Source organism: Parashewanella sp. 2210YD4-3 (assembly GCF_056591735.1).
In genome coordinates this window covers 32,291-48,292 of record NZ_JBWQOG010000007.1, presented here as the reverse complement: position 1 = coordinate 48,292, position 16,002 = coordinate 32,291, and the positions used below count along the sequence as shown (strand labels likewise).

The 16,002-nt window shown below is 39.3% G+C and carries 18 protein-coding genes; 11 read left to right on the top strand and 7 right to left on the bottom strand.

Going from position 1 to position 16,002, the window contains the following annotated elements; genetic code table 11:
• Position 1: 1 nt before the first annotated feature.
• The 3 genes from AC1EU0_RS11760 to AC1EU0_RS11750 are packed head-to-tail and all read right to left on the bottom strand — an operon-like array spanning position 2 to position 1,722.
• Positions 2-712: a PepSY domain-containing protein gene (locus AC1EU0_RS11760; RefSeq protein WP_480302595.1), complete on the bottom strand. Its 711-nt coding sequence runs from the start codon at positions 710-712 to the stop codon at positions 2-4.
• The gene (locus tag AC1EU0_RS11755) at positions 709-1,431 is read right to left on the bottom strand and encodes a PepSY domain-containing protein (RefSeq protein WP_480302594.1); all 723 of its coding nucleotides are present in this window, start codon (positions 1,429-1,431) and stop codon (positions 709-711) included. The genes AC1EU0_RS11760 and AC1EU0_RS11755 overlap by 4 nt, the downstream gene beginning before the upstream one ends.
• A gap of 51 nt (positions 1,432-1,482) precedes the next feature.
• Positions 1,483-1,722 (bottom strand): hypothetical protein, encoded by a 240-nt coding sequence (locus AC1EU0_RS11750; RefSeq protein WP_480302593.1) that lies wholly within the window; start codon positions 1,720-1,722, stop codon positions 1,483-1,485.
• 310 nt (positions 1,723-2,032) lie between these two features.
• On the opposite strand from AC1EU0_RS11750, the gene AC1EU0_RS11745 reads away from it, so the two are divergent.
• From AC1EU0_RS11745 to AC1EU0_RS11730, 4 genes are all read left to right on the top strand, one after another.
• Positions 2,033-3,376, top strand: a complete 1,344-nt coding sequence (locus AC1EU0_RS11745; RefSeq protein ID WP_480302830.1) for an alanine/glycine:cation symporter family protein — start codon at positions 2,033-2,035, stop codon at positions 3,374-3,376.
• Between the two features lie 73 nt (positions 3,377-3,449).
• Positions 3,450-4,769: an RsmB/NOP family class I SAM-dependent RNA methyltransferase gene (locus tag AC1EU0_RS11740; RefSeq protein WP_480302591.1), complete on the top strand. Its 1,320-nt coding sequence runs from the start codon at positions 3,450-3,452 to the stop codon at positions 4,767-4,769.
• Between the two features lie 131 nt (positions 4,770-4,900).
• Positions 4,901-6,484 (top strand): PKD domain-containing protein, encoded by a 1,584-nt coding sequence (locus AC1EU0_RS11735; protein ID WP_480302590.1) that lies wholly within the window; start codon positions 4,901-4,903, stop codon positions 6,482-6,484.
• Between the two features lie 63 nt (positions 6,485-6,547).
• The gene (locus AC1EU0_RS11730) at positions 6,548-7,030 is read left to right on the top strand and encodes a glutathione peroxidase (RefSeq protein WP_480302589.1); all 483 of its coding nucleotides are present in this window, start codon (positions 6,548-6,550) and stop codon (positions 7,028-7,030) included.
• 266 nt (positions 7,031-7,296) lie between these two features.
• On the opposite strand, the gene AC1EU0_RS11725 is transcribed toward AC1EU0_RS11730, so the two are convergent.
• From AC1EU0_RS11725 to phoB, 3 genes are all read right to left on the bottom strand, one after another.
• Positions 7,297-8,265 carry a PstS family phosphate ABC transporter substrate-binding protein gene (locus AC1EU0_RS11725; RefSeq protein WP_480302588.1) on the bottom strand — a complete coding sequence of 323 codons (969 nt, stop codon included), beginning with the start codon at positions 8,263-8,265 and terminating at the stop codon, positions 7,297-7,299.
• 109 nt (positions 8,266-8,374) lie between these two features.
• The gene (phoR, locus tag AC1EU0_RS11720; protein WP_480302586.1) at positions 8,375-9,673 is read right to left on the bottom strand and encodes a phosphate regulon sensor histidine kinase PhoR; all 1,299 of its coding nucleotides are present in this window, start codon (positions 9,671-9,673) and stop codon (positions 8,375-8,377) included.
• A gap of 196 nt (positions 9,674-9,869) precedes the next feature.
• A complete protein-coding gene (gene phoB, locus AC1EU0_RS11715; protein WP_121837181.1) occupies positions 9,870-10,559 on the bottom strand; it encodes a phosphate regulon transcriptional regulator PhoB in 690 nt (229 codons plus the stop codon).
• Positions 10,560-10,856: 297 nt separating this feature from the next.
• On the opposite strand from phoB, the gene AC1EU0_RS11710 reads away from it, so the two are divergent.
• The 4 genes from AC1EU0_RS11710 (at position 10,857) to AC1EU0_RS11695 (ending at position 12,364) form a co-directional block, all read left to right on the top strand.
• Positions 10,857-11,276: a hypothetical protein gene (locus AC1EU0_RS11710; protein WP_480302584.1), complete on the top strand. Its 420-nt coding sequence runs from the start codon at positions 10,857-10,859 to the stop codon at positions 11,274-11,276.
• Positions 11,277-11,312: 36 nt separating this feature from the next.
• Positions 11,313-11,681: an ankyrin repeat domain-containing protein gene (locus tag AC1EU0_RS11705; RefSeq protein ID WP_480302583.1), complete on the top strand. Its 369-nt coding sequence runs from the start codon at positions 11,313-11,315 to the stop codon at positions 11,679-11,681.
• 183 nt (positions 11,682-11,864) lie between these two features.
• Positions 11,865-12,002, top strand: a complete 138-nt coding sequence (locus tag AC1EU0_RS11700) for a hypothetical protein (RefSeq protein ID WP_480302582.1) — start codon at positions 11,865-11,867, stop codon at positions 12,000-12,002.
• Positions 12,003-12,169: 167 nt separating this feature from the next.
• On the top strand, positions 12,170-12,364 hold the full coding sequence (locus AC1EU0_RS11695; RefSeq protein WP_480302580.1) for a hypothetical protein: 195 nt from the start codon (positions 12,170-12,172) through the stop codon (positions 12,362-12,364).
• A gap of 52 nt (positions 12,365-12,416) precedes the next feature.
• Here the strand turns inward: AC1EU0_RS11695 and AC1EU0_RS11690 are convergent, their stop codons facing one another.
• On the bottom strand, positions 12,417-13,364 hold the full coding sequence (locus AC1EU0_RS11690) for a porin (RefSeq protein ID WP_480302579.1): 948 nt from the start codon (positions 13,362-13,364) through the stop codon (positions 12,417-12,419).
• Between the two features lie 272 nt (positions 13,365-13,636).
• Between AC1EU0_RS11690 and rdgC the strand changes: the two genes are divergently transcribed.
• From rdgC to purE, 3 genes are all read left to right on the top strand, one after another.
• The gene (rdgC, locus tag AC1EU0_RS11685; RefSeq protein ID WP_480302578.1) at positions 13,637-14,545 is read left to right on the top strand and encodes a recombination-associated protein RdgC; all 909 of its coding nucleotides are present in this window, start codon (positions 13,637-13,639) and stop codon (positions 14,543-14,545) included.
• A gap of 194 nt (positions 14,546-14,739) precedes the next feature.
• Complete coding sequence (locus tag AC1EU0_RS11680) at positions 14,740-15,351, top strand: hypothetical protein (RefSeq protein ID WP_480302577.1); 612 nt, start codon at positions 14,740-14,742, stop codon at positions 15,349-15,351.
• Positions 15,352-15,512: 161 nt separating this feature from the next.
• Entirely contained in the window at positions 15,513-16,001 is a 489-nt protein-coding gene (purE, locus tag AC1EU0_RS11675; protein WP_480302576.1) for a 5-(carboxyamino)imidazole ribonucleotide mutase, read from the top strand.
• The last annotated feature ends 1 nt before the right edge of the window (position 16,002 follow it).

Here is a 16,002-nt window from a genome sequence, read left to right as displayed (position 1 = left end):
TCTATGAAAATTGTCTTTTACGCCATAAATCTACAATCCAAACACTGCCAGTAATTGCAAACAGTAATGTAAAAACACCAAATAAAACAATCATCCAACCATTAAAACTCCCCTTGTTGGCGTAATCCATAAAATGCAGTTTGAACATTAAATTGCGTAAACGTCTATCGTCATTTACATGCGCTATGACACGTCCGGTAATCGAATTGATATATACATTCGTATGGTTAGCATCATTGAGTTGAACTTGCCATACGGCATTGCGCTGTCTTGGGAGCTCTTTTATTGGTGGTTGTAATAGCTGGGTATCTTTGATTTTCACGTCTCCCTGATATGATTTCAGAGCAATGACGTTTACCAATGTTTTACTAATAATATAAGACTGCCCCGTTATCGCATTAAACAACTGCATATTCTGAACTTGGTAGCGATGAGGTTGGCTTTTATGAGTCACCAGATAATAAGGTTGTTGCAAAACTCCAACTAGTTTGATGGATTCAACACTATCCACATTTAGCTTGTTTAACGGGTACAGATTATGATTTTTGACAGTGAAGTTATGCTCTACGCTTCGGAACTGTTCATTACCGTTGGCTTTTTTGTTATCGATCAAATTGAAGTATAAGCCTGTGCCTAACCAGATCAGTAATTGAATTCCCACAACCAGAGATAACCATTTATGCCACTTCTTACAAAGACGGTTTATATTCACCTGGCTACCCTCTTAGATTTAATTACTTTGTTATAAGTTAACACTCCCCCAGTAAGAGCGGATAGCAAACCTAACGTTGCGACTAATAAAAGGAACCAATTACTTACATTCTCGCCGTCATCATAATCCATAATATGAAAGCGCCACATCCAATCAAACAAGCGCCAATAATGGTGTCGCTTGGTAACAACTTGCCCTGTTTGCTGGCTGATATAAAAGGTTGGAGACGAAAAGTAATCAAACTCAACTTGCCATACAGGAAGATGTCGAGCTGCTAACTCTGAGGGTAACTGTTGGGGTTCGGAAATCAGTTGAATTTGGCTTATTTTATGTTCACCAACATAGTAGCTCTTAGCGATATCACTCGCCTGCGTTTGACTGACCATGGGTAAACGTCGGCCTGTTGATGCACTCACTAATATTGAGGTTGACTTGGTTGACTTGGGTGAATTAATTGATAATTGATAAACGGCTTTTCCCTGTAGGCATCTAAGCTCAATATTTTTAGCATTTGGATATCGGCTTAATAAATCATTTATCGAATACCTAACATCAGCTAACTGAACTTTTTCAGTCTCACTTTTCTGCAGCGATTCCCCGTGAATAAAATGAATATCTAAACTCACCATGTACAAGCCCGTTAATGGCCACACGACAAATTGAACACCAATTATCATCATTAACCATTTATGGTAGCGCCGAGCTGTTTTTGATTTCATTCCCTAATTCCATACCGGCATAAACATGATTATTTTCCTTTATGCCAACTTTTAAATCATCGAAAACCTATAAAACGCGTCTGCTGCCGTCTGATTTTTAGCTAAGCTGTAGAGACCGATAAACCTTAAACGATAAACCATAGGAGTGCTATAGCTCGAATACGTTATCCATACTGTACCATGATTAACTTCAAGTGGATTGGTATCCGAATTAGCAAGGGAACAAGCAAATTCTTTTAGTTGTTGCTGTGTAGGATTAGGGTCTTGAATATAAGCTGGTTGAATACTCACTACATATACCTCTCTATTTATAGAAGACATTGACAATAGCAAAACTGATTAGTTTCATCTTTGAACCAACTGTTGCTAAACATAACATACAAATTCAGTTGTTTGGTCTATTGAGAAATACTTATCGAAAACGATTGGCCATACCTACAGCCCTCTTCAATCTGTATATTTTTATTCTGTTTTACTGCTCTTTTATTCATAACTATAACTCTATATGATATTTCAAAAGGTAATTCACACTTTGTGATAATAAAAACGGAAAAGCTTAGTGCCACTAATCGAAGAAATATTAAAAAGTTTTAGCTCTTTCATGTGGGGAACGCCCCTTCTCATCCTTCTTTTAGGAGGCGGCCTTTTCTTTATGATTTACTCAAGGTTTCTGCCCTACCGTTTATTCCCTCATGCCATTCAGATTTTATTAGGAAAATATGACAAGCCAGACGACAAAGGTGAAATTAATCACTATGAAGCTTTGTCATCTTCTGTTGCTGCTACCGTAGGTATGGGCAACATTGGTGGTGTTGCCATCGCTATTGCTACTGGTGGTCCTGGAGCGATTTTTTGGATGTGGGTTTGTGCATTTCTCGGGATTGCCACCAAGTTTTTTACCTGTACCTTATCTGTGATGTATAGGCGCACCTTGCCTAACGGTCATGTTGAGGGTGGACCTATGTACATCATCACCGAAGGCCTTGGTAAAAAATGGAAACCACTAGCTCTATTATTTGCCATCGCTGGACTCATGGGTACTTGGCCGATTTATCAATCCAATCAACTGACTCAACTCATCAGGGATCTCGTGGTATTACCCAATGGTTCATTTAGCAGTGATGATTTTCTTTATATCAACTTAAGCATCGGCATGGTGACAGCCACTCTAGCCGCGATGGTCATTTTAGGAGGTTTAGAGCGCATCGCGAAAGTTGCAGGTAAGCTCGTCCCATTAATGGTGTTGCTGTACCTTTTCTTAGGACTGATTGTATTATTTGAACACAATCATTTAATTGGCAACACTTTCTCTTTGATCTTTAGTGACGCTTTTAGTGCAGATGCTGTATTAGGTGGTTCACTCGGCGCCATCATCATTATTGGTGCTCAAAGAGCCGCATTTTCTAATGAAGCAGGGATTGGAACGGCTCCAATGATGCATGGTGATGCGAAAACTCATGAGCCTTTGCAAGAAGGGCTAGTCGCCATGCTTGGACCATTTATTGACACCATAGTGATTTGTACCATCACAGCTTTGCTCATCATTATTACTGGTGTATGGACCGAATCGTCTGCTAGTGGAGTTACTTTAACGGCTCACGCTTTTAATAAAGCTTTCCCAACCATAGGCTCTGCAGCACTTATCGTTTGTGTATTGATTTTTTCATTATCCACCATTTTTACCTTTTCATATTACGGCACTAAATGCTTCGCTTTTATTTTTGGAGATAAATATAAGCATTTCTACAATTATTTTTACCTATTCGCCATTGTTCTTGGCTCGGTATTTTCACTCGGCGCTGTTATTAACTTAATTGATGGCTCTTATGCATTAATGGCGATTCCAACCATGATTTCATCGGTTTTGTTGGCACCAAAAGTAAAGGCTCATATGCTTGATTATTACCAAAGGTACAAATCGGGTGAGATAAAGAGACATACATGATCTCTGTTGATTGTAGAACGGGCGGCTTGTTTGTTAGAATCCGCCCTCCAATTATATTGACCTGTGACTTGCTATGACCTCCTCTGCTTTAATTGCTGACTCTGGTATTCAGAAACGTGCATTAAGTTATGCCATAACCATTCATAAATTATTTTTTGATGTTATGGAGAGCAAGCAACCTGCGGATAACATTCTGGCCAATTATTTTCGTGAAAATAAGAAACATGGCTCTAAAGACCGCCGTATTATTCGTGAAACGTTTTTTGGATTATTTCGTTGGTGGGGTTGGATACACCAACTGCAACAGACCTCTCAACAAGAGGTTGATTCTGATTGGCTAAAAGCATTGGTGCAATCTGCATCATTTGAGCAGCATGCTTGGCTGCCTATTATTGATGCTTGGGCCAAAATGTCAGCCATGCCAGATTCCACGTTAGAAAAAGCTCGTATTCAAGATACCCCCTTAAGCTGCGCTAACGTATTTGCAGTCAACAGCGATTTACACCTCAATCAATTACTTCCAGAATCATTTTGGCAGCACCTTGAGTGTAATACTGAACAAAGTGAATTATTGGCTAATGTAATGCAAACACGGCCTCCTATTTGGGCTCGTTCACAGGGCATAAACCACCAGCAAGCCGTTGACTCACTTATTTCTGAAGGCGTGGATGTAATTGATTGTCAATATTTTGCAAATGCGCTTAGCTTAGGTGAAAAGAGCTTGAACTTGGCTCAGTTGACCACCTACAAGCAAGGAAAGCTTGAAATTCAAGATCTTGCCTCGCAAGTGATTGGCGAGATTTGCCAACCTAAACCTAATGAATTGTGGTGGGATGCATGCTCTGGCGCTGGTGGCAAAGCATTACAGTTGCAATCACTTCGTAGTGATAAGGGCAAACTAGTTGCATCAGATATTCGTCTTAATGCTCTTTCGGAACTAAAAAAACGAGCGAGTAAAGCTAAGCTTAAAAATATCAAAGTAATGCCTTGGGTAAGCGAGACTCTGCCCGTTTCATCACAATCTTTTGACGGCGTGCTTGTTGACGCTCCTTGCTCATGCACCGGCACATGGCGACGTAACCCAGATATGCGTTGGACTGATAATTTAAGTAATTTAGATGAAATTACAGCATTACAATTGGATATTCTAACTCGCAGCGCGGAAGCGGTTAAACAAGGTGGTAAATTAGTCTATGCAACTTGCTCTCTGCTACCACAAGAAAACGAACAGGTGATTCAGTCATATTTAGCACAATACCCTGAATTTGCGCTGACACCTGTAATCCATCCTTTCACAGGAAAGCAGCAAGACATGCTCACCATCATGCCTTATGAAGCAAACTCAGATGGAATGTTTGTTGCTGTTATGGAGCGCCAAGCCGATAAAGCGTGATCACCATCACGCTAATCTTTCCCCTATTCTTTATGCTAAGCCTGAAACAACGAATCACAACTAAGGGAAAAACAAAACTAACATGATGTAAGTGATTATACAGACCAGTTCAAAAACTAAGGTGAATGTATATGACTTCAAAGCGTAACCAATTAGCCAAGTTTATTTTTGCACTTGGCTTTGTCTCAGCATCCGTTTGGGCAAGCCCAAATACATTGCAATCAACCACTGTTCAATCAGGTGAGGGCTACCAACTCAAATCCATCACTTTTGCAACATCACTACAAAGCCAACCTAAAACTAATGAGTTTTACTTTATCACTTCACCTCAAGGCGCGATAAACGCTAGTAATGAAGCAGGGCTTCCGGCAAAAGAACGTGATGAAGTAATTCAAGAACTAAAACAGGGTTCACTATCAATCTGTAATGGTAAGCAACTTTGCCAATCACAAACAAAAGATCCATATAAACTGATAGTGATTGATAAAGGGTTAGCTCAATTTGATCCCAACGCATCTCAAGAACAGATCAATCAATACCTGAGTCAACGAGGTCTACTTCAATACCGTCAACAAGGACTTGCTGTAGGCAACGAGCAATACAGTTGCAATCATACCACTCATGATCATAAGTCTTTCAAAAAGCACTTATACTTCCCTATTAGCCACTCGGATTCGGCCAACAAAGGCCCGTTCGTATTTTCATACGATATTGATGGTAATGCTGATGTCAGTGCAAATGCTACTGTAGGTTATGACTTCAAAAGCAAACTTTGTGTGCCTTACAAAGTACAAATCACCAACCTTGATGCCCAAGCTGACTTCTTGGTAAATGGTAATATTCAGTTGACTGGGCAAGCAGGTGGTTCATTACCCGGAAAAAGCTTAACTATCTTTGATGGAACCATTGCAAACGGTGTTTTTACTGTAGGCCCTATTCCTGTTCAATACGATTTCCACCTCCCCTTTACAGCATCAACTGGCGATCTAAATTACAACCTAACGGGTAAAGTCAGCTTTAAAAAAGACCTCAATATCACCGGAGACTACCAGTTCACTTGTACGAATTCTTCTTGCAAAAAAATAAAAGGCAATTTTTCTGATCATGGTACTTTCAGCTCTAACAATATTGCTTACCAACTAAAAGCGACGGCTCAAGCAGAACCTAATTTAGCCATTTCTGTTAAAGCGGGTGTATATGCTGATGCGATTTGGGCAAAAGTAGGAGCTAAAGGTAAGACACCTTTAGGCTTTGAAGGTTATATAGGCAACGATTGCGGTAAAGATGCAAACTCTAACTTTGCGCACAAGCTTGGTAACTCGCAACTGATTAAACTTGCTGTAGTGAGTGCCAAAGCAAAAGCGAGCGCTTACGCAGAGGGGCATGGATTTAATCGCATGGATTGGACTTTATTAAATGCACCAACCCGTTACTTTGATTTGCTAAAACCTAGCAATGCATTTTCGCCACTCCTAACCGTATCCTCATCAACTCAAGACGCCACTGTTGATGTAGGCATCCGTTCATGTGTAACTGATATCGACACAAGTTATCAAAACTTCACATACAACTGGGGTGACGGCTCAAAAGGAGAAATCAGTAACGTAGATCAAAACCAGATCATCAAACACACATACGATAAACCCGGCACATATACAATGACGGTCACTCATCAAAATGGTGCTGCAACAAGTACTGCAATTACAATTAATTAATCGTATTTGAACTTTACTGCGTATAAACTAGCTCAGTCTATTTTCAATGAGCTAGTTTATTTTATGAAACCATCTATTTATCAATTCTCAGCTCCAGATATTACCGGAAAAGAAGTATCGCTTTCAGATTATTCAAACCAAGTTGTGTTACTTGTTAATACCGCCAGCAAATGTGGGTTTACCTCGCAATATCAAGGTTTGGAATCTCTCTATAAACAATTTAAGTCCCAAGGTTTTACTGTGTTAGGGTTTCCATGCAACCAGTTTGCCCAGCAAGAAAAAGGTTCAGAATCTGAAATCGCAGAGTTTTGCGAACTGAACTTTGGAGTAACCTTTCCGCTTTTCTCGAAAGTTGACGTCAATGGAGAAAATGCACACCCTCTGTTTCAATTTATAAAAAAAGAACAGAAAGGTTTGTTGGGTACAGAGAAAATAAAATGGAATTTCACTAAATTTTTAGTGAACAAGCAAGGCAAAGTCATTAAGCGTTATGCCCCTACAACCAAGCCAGAGCAGCTCATTGATGACATAAAAGCATTGCTATAGAACCCAACAAAAAAATAAATTAATTTTTTTTACTTTTTTTGGGAACCTTTCTAAAAAGGTCCGGTCTTATTTAGTGAACAGATTATTTACACTGGTTAAATGCATTGTTTGTTCATCATCATTCTCCCTTTATTGATATTATTTATCAAAATCCGAATTTGGATAGGCGACCTAAATAGGTCGCTTTTTTTATGTATACTCAAAAAACAAGTACAAAAAAAGCCTCAAAATGAGGCTTTTTTGATTTACTAGGAACGTTTAACTGATTAGTTAATACCCAGTTTCTTAAAATCTTGTACCACTACAGCATTTGGAACAGAAACATAACCATCTTTATCTACTACTTTCTGACCTTGCTTAGAAAGAATGTAACGTAAGAACTCACGCTGCATTGGTTCTAATGGCTTATTTGGGTGCTTGTTTACATAAAGGTATAGGTAACGTGACAGTGGGTAAGTACCGTTTCCTGCATTTTCAGAAGTCGCTGCAACATAACGTTTACCACGCTTAGAAATCGCTACCGCTTTAACACCAGCAGTCTTATAACCGATACCAGAATAACCAACAGCATTAAGTGATTGTGATACAGATTGAACAACTGAAGCTGAACCAGGTTGCTCGTTCACGTTTGGCTTAAAGTCACCGCGACACAATGCTTTTTTCTTAAAGTAACCGTACGTACCTGATACTGAGTTACGGCCGTACAACTGAATGTCTTTACCAGCCCACGAACCTTTTAATCCTAAATCTCCCCAACGATTAACATCGGAACCACCGCAACGGTGAGTGCTAGAGAAAATACCATCTAATTGCTCAATGCTTAATCCTTTAATTGGATTATCTTTATGAACAAATACTGCTAATGCATCGATAGCTACACGAATAGGTGTTGGCTTATAACCATATTTTTTCTCAAAAGATTCTTCTTCATTTGGGCGCATTTTGCGGCTCATAGGACCAAATTGTGAAGTACCTTCAGTCAACGCTGGTGGTGCAGTAGAAGAACCAGCTGCCTGAATTTGGATATTTACATTAGGGTATAAATCTTGGAATTCTTCTGCCCACAATGTCATCATGTTAGCCAAGGTATCAGAACCAACAGAAGATAGGTTGCCTGAAACACCACTGGTTTTTTCATACTTAGGTAGCTTTGGATCTACGGCTGCTGTTGCAGCTACAGAGAATAGTCCAGCGGCGGTTAAAGTCATTGCGCCGACAAGCCTTGTCAGTTTCATGTTTTGCTCCAATTTTATAATGTAGCTTGTTGTTGAAAACAGTGTCAGTATCTGTTGAAAGCATGACAAATATATTACTCATATATTACATCTGCATGACAATCTTACATTATTGTTTCAGTTCAATAAGATGCTGTGGGATCACAAAGCTAAAGCGACTTCCCTTATCTTTTTCACTCTCGATTTTCAACTCACTATGGTGATGACTTAGGGCATGTTTAACAATTGATAGGCCTAACCCTGTTCCGCCTGTTTTTCTTGATCGAGCGTCATCCACTCGATAGAACCGCTCTGTTAATCGCGCGATATGTTGTGGCTCGATCCCCAAACCAGTATCAGTAACACTAAACTCTGCACCTGTAGGTACTTTTTTCCAACTGACGTGGATTCTACCACCAGCTTCGGTGTATCTGATGGCGTTAGAAATTAAGTTAATACAAGCACTTCTAAGCTGTAATTCATTGCCATGAGGTTCTACATCTAGATCACTGTCAAATGTAACTGTGTATTCTCCTCTAGCCAGTGCTTGAGCTTCTTCTTCAAGAGAAGTTAGGAGTGCTTTGATATTTACTGTGTTTTGTAAATCAATTTCCGTTGCGTCTTCAATTTTTGATAATACTAGTAACTGCTCAACCATGGACTTCATTCGTTCGGACTGTTGGCTCATTAAGCTCAAACTGCGTTGATTAAAGTCATCTGCGGGCATGGTTTCTTGCATCATTTCTAAATAACCTTGAATCACTGTCAACGGCGTTTTCAGCTCATGGGATACATTAGCAACAAACTCTTTTCTCATGCCTTCTAAATTTCTTATCCGAGTGATGTCTCTAGCAATAAGAAGTAATTGTCTATCGCCATAACTGATCAGTCTGATTTCCAATAACCTCTGTTCAGAAACGGGAGATGCCAGTTCAAGTGGATCATCAAAATTTGCTTTTCGAAGGTACGCGATAAAATCAGGATGGCGGATCAAATTATCAATTCGTTGCCCATTATCTTGAGGCCATACCAGCCCTAGGTTGAGTTGTGCTAACTTATTACACCAGAGAATGCTAAGTTCAGAATTAAGTACGACAGCAGCATCAGGTAACGCTTCAGCCCCCTGCCTAAACCTCGCTAATAAACCAGCTAGTTGCCCTATTCGACGACGGTTTTTCCCTTGCAAGCGATAAATGCCGTTAAATATACCTTCCCAAGTACCGCTTCCTTGAGGTGGCGTTAATCGACGATCTACCCACAGCCAGTAATTTAAACGACTCAGCTGGCGATAGTTCCAAACAAGGATACCTATAGCACCAATAAATAAAAATAGAATGACCTCTTGGAAAATGATCCCTATTACGCCAAAAATTAGGAAATAGACAATTAAGCGGGTTAACAACCGATATCCTGAATAAGACTCGTACATATATTTGTCCGTTTATTGCTTTATGCAAACTGCTTCTATAGCCATTCTTGCTCTATGGAGCCAGATACTGCTTAAGATTATCAATCCAAAAAAAAACTGTTTTCTTGACCGCTAAATCATAGAAAACAGCTTTGATACCCAATAAATTGGGGTATAGACCACTTTATACACGAATTGCGTTTGAGTCACTAGAATTTTACATTCTGGCTGAAAAACGATATCCCGCACCACGAACAGTTTGAATTAATCTGTCATGTCCAGAAGGTTCAACCGCTTTTCTAAGGCGACGAATATGTACATCGACAGTTCTGTCTTCAACGTACACATTGGTTCCCCAAACATTATCAAGCAACTGCTCACGGCTATATACTCGCTCTGGGTGTGTCATGAAAAAGTGAAGTAAACGAAACTCTGTTGGACCCATATCCAATACTTGCTCACCAACAGTTACGCGATGACTAATAGGGTCTAAAGTCAGACCTTGAACATCAATAGTTTCTTCAAGTCGAGTTGGAGCCGTTCTTCTTAATACGGCTTTAATACGAGCGGTTAACTCTTTGGGTGAAAATGGCTTAGTCATATAGTCATCAGCCCCAACTTCTAGGCCTTTAACCATATCTTCTTCTTCACCGCGGGCAGTAAGCATTATGATTGGAATTTGGCGGGTAAATTCATCTTGTCTCATATGTTTAGCAAATTGGATTCCGTTTCCACCGGGAAACATCCAATCAAGCAAGACAAGATCAGGGAAAGGCTCTTGTAATGCGGATACAGCAGAGTCATAGTCGGCAGCTGATATTGTGCTGAACCCATGTTGTTCAAGTACAAAGGTCAACATTTCCCTGATGGCCAATTCATCTTCTACGATCAAAATCCTTGCTGTCATAACCAATTCTCTATTTTATGGTGTTCATTCCATTTGCTCGTCATACTCGTTCAATTATTGCTTTCAGAGTATTAGAGCAGAGGTACTAAATTTGTGGTTACATTAAATGTAATTAATATTACAGAATTATGAACGTTAAACACAAGCCTGTTATAAATGATAGTTTTTTATGACGAACAACGAGACTTAACGGCGTAGCCGCCATTTTATGGAATACGAACTAAACAACCTTTAACTTATAAAAACAATACCTTACCCTATAACTGCAGTACAAAAAACGTAATATTGCAGTCAAACATGGCCGGTATAAAAGGTTTATCAACAACACCTCCTAGAGAAAGTATTGAGCTAAATGAACTTGCACCAGAGGAGCAAAACCACTTTCAAAAAATAGAGCTTAACGAGACTGCATACAGTGTAGATACGACAGAACCCACACAAAACTCCACTGAAGGTACAACAGGTCAGTTCTTCTCACCAGAAGCAACTTCAGCAGCCGGACCAATAGTTAAAGTTACATCAGCACCGCAAATAAGTGATGCAGAAAAACAATCCGTTTTTTTATATAAAGCTCTAAGCCAATTGAATTCAATTAAACATCAAGAAATAAGAGGGGGTGCATTATTAGCTGAACTAAGAAAGTTTGCTCGCACGATAGACTCATCATTAAAAGATGACTGTAGCATTCCCGAATTAACGAGAAAGGTGATGATGTAACTTCACCCTGATAAATACGAAGTAGAAAACAGGGAATTGGCTGACGAAGTATTTAAAGCCTGTACTCAACTAATCAAACTTAGTACTCCTCCAACTGATGAAGGCACATTATTTATTTTAGTCGACCTAATGACAAGGAATAGGCAAGCTCTTAATCAGCTCGCGATTACTCATTCATCTCCAACTGTTCAAGAGCAAAGCGCCAATGTTCTCGCCAAAAATCGAACACCCACTTTAAGTAACAAACAATTACTGACTCAACGAAATGCTCTAGGTTTTACCGTGCTACATTGTGCAGCCAAAAGCCATCATATTATGACGCTGCAATGGCTACTATCACAAGGCGGAGAATTGTCTTCTAGAGATAAGTCAGGAGATACTATTTTACAGTGTGCGATTAAATAATCGTTACTTCCGCCCTCGAAAGATACCGATCATTGTGTAGCACAAAGAGACTTGGTTGGATGGCTGATACGAAAAGCTGAACAACAAGATATAGATGTTGAAAGTGAGTTGTGCGAATTACTCTCAGAGCCATTGAACAACCTCTCGGTTCTTGCTAGTTGGTGCGACAATGAATCTTCATAAATGAAAACCTCAACCACCTATGTAAAAGGCTATCGAACCGTCTTGATGATTTCTTTTATGAAGATTCAATACCAGCCGAGCCCACGCCAAGTCAGTGCTATGACAAACAACATCAAAGTGATATTCATGGATATTTAAGTGTTGCAAGAATTGGGGGTCTACTTATCGAATCAGCAAACGATGCTAAAGAAACCGCTAGATTAAAAGCGCTATTAACACCACCACAAAAACGAATAAGCTCAAACACCCAAGTAGCAATTCCTGGTGCAAGACCATCAACATTCAGCGCAACTCCTGACTCAAAAATGACACTACGGCAAGCAATTTGCTCACCAACATCACCTCCCCCCGCTAAACGAGCGAAAAAAACGGGCTTAATCGCTGGTTTATTTCCAAAGAGTGATTTTGATATGCAGCTAGAACAACTTATTCAATGCAATGCTAATTTGGCGAATAAATGGATCGGACACTACAACGCAAGACAGCAAAATAAAAAGTAGCAAAAAACGGTATCACCAGTGATACCGTTTTTTAAACTATATGAACTAAGGATTAAAACTTGTGTTCAATACCAACACCAACATATTGATCATCATGGTTTAGGCCATCAAACTTACGGTTAGTAAAGAAAGCAAACAATTTCGTTGGTTTTGCTAACGAGTAATCTGCACCTGCTGACCAAGATTTTCCTTTATTATCCATATCTTGTGCTTGTGCTTTAAAGGTAATCGCATCCATTGAGTATGCTGCACTCACCAAGTAACCATTTGTGCTCTTGCTACCCTCAGCAGTTGACTCTTGCTGCTGGTACATAGCACCTAATTTTAGGTTTCCAAGTTTAGTTTGAGCAGTAGCACGAAGCACATCATAACCCGCAACATCTTTATCGTATGCTAATGCTGCATAGAATTTAGATTTTTTGAGTTTAGCATCACCGTACATAGCGGCTAATGAAACGCCATTAGTATCATTTTGTTTTTTAACGGCTTCTGCAACATAAGTAGCGCCAAACGTGAAACCCGAAACTGATGGCGAAACATAAGTTACGGTTTGTGATAGACGATTATCGCCTTTGAATAGTTTTTTGATATCACCATCTAAATCATTAAATAGGTCTACTTTACCCTGAGATTTTTTCGTTATTGTATCGTTACGACCAACGGCAACCGAACCGAAACCACCACGAATACCAACATACTGATTACGAGCAGTAAAGGTATCTTTATCATCTGAATCAATGTTTACTTGATATTCAAGTTTATAAAACGCTTCTAAACCATTATCTAGCTGAAACTCACCTTTTACGCCTAAGCGAGAAGCATTGCTCTTAACTTTGGTTTCATCTGTATAGCTGATTGCATTATCTTTCTTAGTAGCAAAGTCGCTATTTTGTAGTGATAAGTTCACCTTACCGTATAAATCAACAGCGTCGCTAGCCATAGCAGTTCCGGTGCTAGCGGCAAGAATAGTAGCTAAAATTGTTTTATTGAACATCTGCATTTTATTTTCCTGTGATGCAATTGGTATTAGCAATAATCTGAAGAAGATTGTGGCAGTATTATATTTCACTTTTATTTCACTTTAGAAATATATTTGACTTGAATTTGCAATACTGCGTTCAACAAATTGAAACAATAATAGAAAAAGAGCATCACAAAAAAAGAATTTCAGGACAATGCACCAAAGTCAGAGAAAAATAATCGTTAATTAATAACCTTATTTTGCGTTACACTGAGTCGATTCTTTTTAATTTAATCAAAGGTTCAGTCCTCATGTGGTTTAAAAACCTTACTCTTTACCGATTCAATAAACCTTTTTCTATCGATACCGAACAACTTGAACAAGCCCTATCCTCTTTTTCATTTACTCCTTGTTCAAGCCAAGATGTTAGCAAACTAGGATTTTCAAAAGCCTTAGGCAAACTAGGCCAAACGCTAGTTCATAGCGCGAATGGCATTCACTTAATATCTATGACAAAAGAAGAAAAGCTACTGCCAACTCAAGTAGTTAAAGAAGCCGTAGATGAAAAAGTGGCACTTATTGAAGAGCAAGAAAACCGCAAAGTAACCAAAAAAGAAAAAGATGCTTTTAAAGAAGATGTCATTGCCACTTTGTTGCCAAGAGCATTCTCCCGTCGCAGTCAAATTAAAGCGCTTATTATGCCTGAACAGCAATTAGTCGTTGTTGACAGTTCCAGCGCAACTAAGTCTGAAGAAATGCTGGCATTATTAAGAAAAGCCATTGGTAGTTTGCCAATAGTTCCAGTTAACTTTACTGCACCAATTGAAAACACCCTCACCTCTTGGTTAGAAACCAGTGAAATACCGGCAAGCTTTGAAGTTCAGGACGAAGCTGAATTGAAGTCAGTTTCAGATGAAGGTGGAATCGTACGCTTTAAGCAACAAGAGTTGTTTGAAGAAGAAGTATTAGCCCACATTGCCAGTGGTAAGCAAGTCCATAAATTAGCATTGCACTTTGGTCAATCCATTGCCTTTGTTTTACAGTCTGACTCAAGTTTAAAACGCCTTAAATTCTCAGAAGAATTTAGAGCCATTAACGATGAAGTTGGAAATGAAGATCCAATGGCGAGATTGGACGCTGACTATGCCTTAATGTGCGGTGAGTTAAAGGCTTTGTTTGAATCGCTATTTAAAGCTCTGGGTGGACTTGATAACTCGTAGTAAGCACTGATTCAGCGGAACTAAGTTAACTTAAGCCTTAGATTCCGCTTAACTCAGTTATACCGTTGAAGAAATTACCGCCTATTCAAACTGCACCTAAGAAATATTCCTCTGTGCAAAAAAGCAAACCTGCTTTTTTGCTAAAACCTCACCAACGTGTTGCACTGCAAGAAGTTCAATTTGCCATAAAACCGATGCATAAAAATGATCAAGCCCAATGCATTAAATTATTTCATTCTGTACTAAAGTGCGAATCAGAGGAGCAATTACAGCCTGCCATAGAAGCATTTAACGCCTCTTTACAACATAAATGCATATTATTAGCAAAGCTTTCCCATTTAGATGAACAAAACAGACTCAGAAGCTGCGTACATATATTCCATCGAAGAAGCACCTGTGCTCAATGTCTTAATCATTTCTTCATTCCACCTCTTATAAAAGCAGAAAGAGCAACAGATATGGATGGCTGGTTACCTGGATTAGTGAACAAACAGCTACAAACAGAGGCGGTAATTGTTAAGCATAAAAGTATAATGACAGAACAACCACCAGAGCCAAAAGTTCTCCAAGCTTTGACTCTACCCGAGCCAGTATGCGTTTCTGCAGCTGTTGAAAAGGTTGACACTAGTACTCAGACAACTCCAGAGGATTTTGAGGTCAAGCCAAAGCTTCCTAAGATTAAAAATAAAAAAGAGCCAAGAGCAGTGAGGTACATTAATAATAACTGCTCGTATTTGAGAGTTAGCCAATATTCACCTTCTATATTTTATGGAAAACAAAATAGATACAAGCTGTCCTATTTATAGAAAATCTATGGAAGATAACAATAAAAAACTAAACTCTGTTTTCAGCTGAGAATATTGAATTGATTCCGCTGGGTTTGGATATCATGATATGATCAGATTGTGACATCACTCACAATTTCAAACTAAAAAAATACCCTAATAAATGTTGTTAAGGAGCCTCAATGCAAGCGAAAGTTGCTGTCGTTATGGGATCTAAAAGTGATTGGCCAACCATGGAGTTAGCTACGGAGATCATGGATCTACTACAAGTCCCTTACCATGTTGAAGTGGTTTCAGCCCATAGAACCCCTGATAAATTGATGCAATTTGCCGAAACCGCTGCAGATAAAGGTTTCGAAATTATTATTGGTGGAGCTGGCGGCGCGGCACATCTGCCTGGCATGATAGCTTCGAAAACGCGCTTGCCTGTGCTTGGTGTTCCTGTGCAAAGTAAAGCGCTTTCTGGTATGGATAGTTTGTTATCTATCGTACAGATGCCTAAAGGCGTAGCGGTTGGAACATTAGCTATTGGTACTGCTGGGGCATTTAATGCTGGGTTATTGGCTTGCCAAATGTTAGCAAACAACGATGTAGAGCTTGCTGAAAGAATTGAGGCGTTCCGCAAACAACAAACTGAGACCATCTTAGAAAATGCAGACCCAAGAGATTAAG

Bases quoted from the DNA above. Each gene is read 5' to 3' on its own strand.
- AC1EU0_RS11740 (WP_480302591.1), top strand. From the start codon at position 3,450: ATGACCTCCTCTGCTTTAATTGCTGACTCTGGTATTCAGAAACGTGCA.
- AC1EU0_RS11735 (WP_480302590.1), top strand. From the start codon at position 4,901: ATGACTTCAAAGCGTAACCAATTAGCCAAGTTTATTTTTGCACTTGGC.
- phoB (WP_121837181.1), bottom strand. From the start codon at position 10,559: ATGACAGCAAGGATTTTGATCGTAGAAGATGAATTGGCCATCAGGGAA.
- purE (WP_480302576.1), top strand. From the start codon at position 15,513: ATGCAAGCGAAAGTTGCTGTCGTTATGGGATCTAAAAGTGATTGGCCA.
- rdgC (WP_480302578.1), top strand. From the start codon at position 13,637: ATGTGGTTTAAAAACCTTACTCTTTACCGATTCAATAAACCTTTTTCT.
- AC1EU0_RS11690 (WP_480302579.1), bottom strand. From the start codon at position 13,364: ATGCAGATGTTCAATAAAACAATTTTAGCTACTATTCTTGCCGCTAGC.
- AC1EU0_RS11710 (WP_480302584.1), top strand. From the start codon at position 10,857: ATGGCCGGTATAAAAGGTTTATCAACAACACCTCCTAGAGAAAGTATT.
- AC1EU0_RS11700 (WP_480302582.1), top strand. From the start codon at position 11,865: ATGAAAACCTCAACCACCTATGTAAAAGGCTATCGAACCGTCTTGATG.
- phoR (WP_480302586.1), bottom strand. From the start codon at position 9,673: ATGTACGAGTCTTATTCAGGATATCGGTTGTTAACCCGCTTAATTGTC.
- AC1EU0_RS11680 (WP_480302577.1), top strand. From the start codon at position 14,740: ATGCATAAAAATGATCAAGCCCAATGCATTAAATTATTTCATTCTGTA.
- AC1EU0_RS11745 (WP_480302830.1), top strand. From the start codon at position 2,033: ATGTGGGGAACGCCCCTTCTCATCCTTCTTTTAGGAGGCGGCCTTTTC.
- AC1EU0_RS11725 (WP_480302588.1), bottom strand. From the start codon at position 8,265: ATGAAACTGACAAGGCTTGTCGGCGCAATGACTTTAACCGCCGCTGGA.
- AC1EU0_RS11695 (WP_480302580.1), top strand. From the start codon at position 12,170: ATGACACTACGGCAAGCAATTTGCTCACCAACATCACCTCCCCCCGCT.
- AC1EU0_RS11755 (WP_480302594.1), bottom strand. From the start codon at position 1,431: ATGAAATCAAAAACAGCTCGGCGCTACCATAAATGGTTAATGATGATA.
- AC1EU0_RS11730 (WP_480302589.1), top strand. From the start codon at position 6,548: ATGAAACCATCTATTTATCAATTCTCAGCTCCAGATATTACCGGAAAA.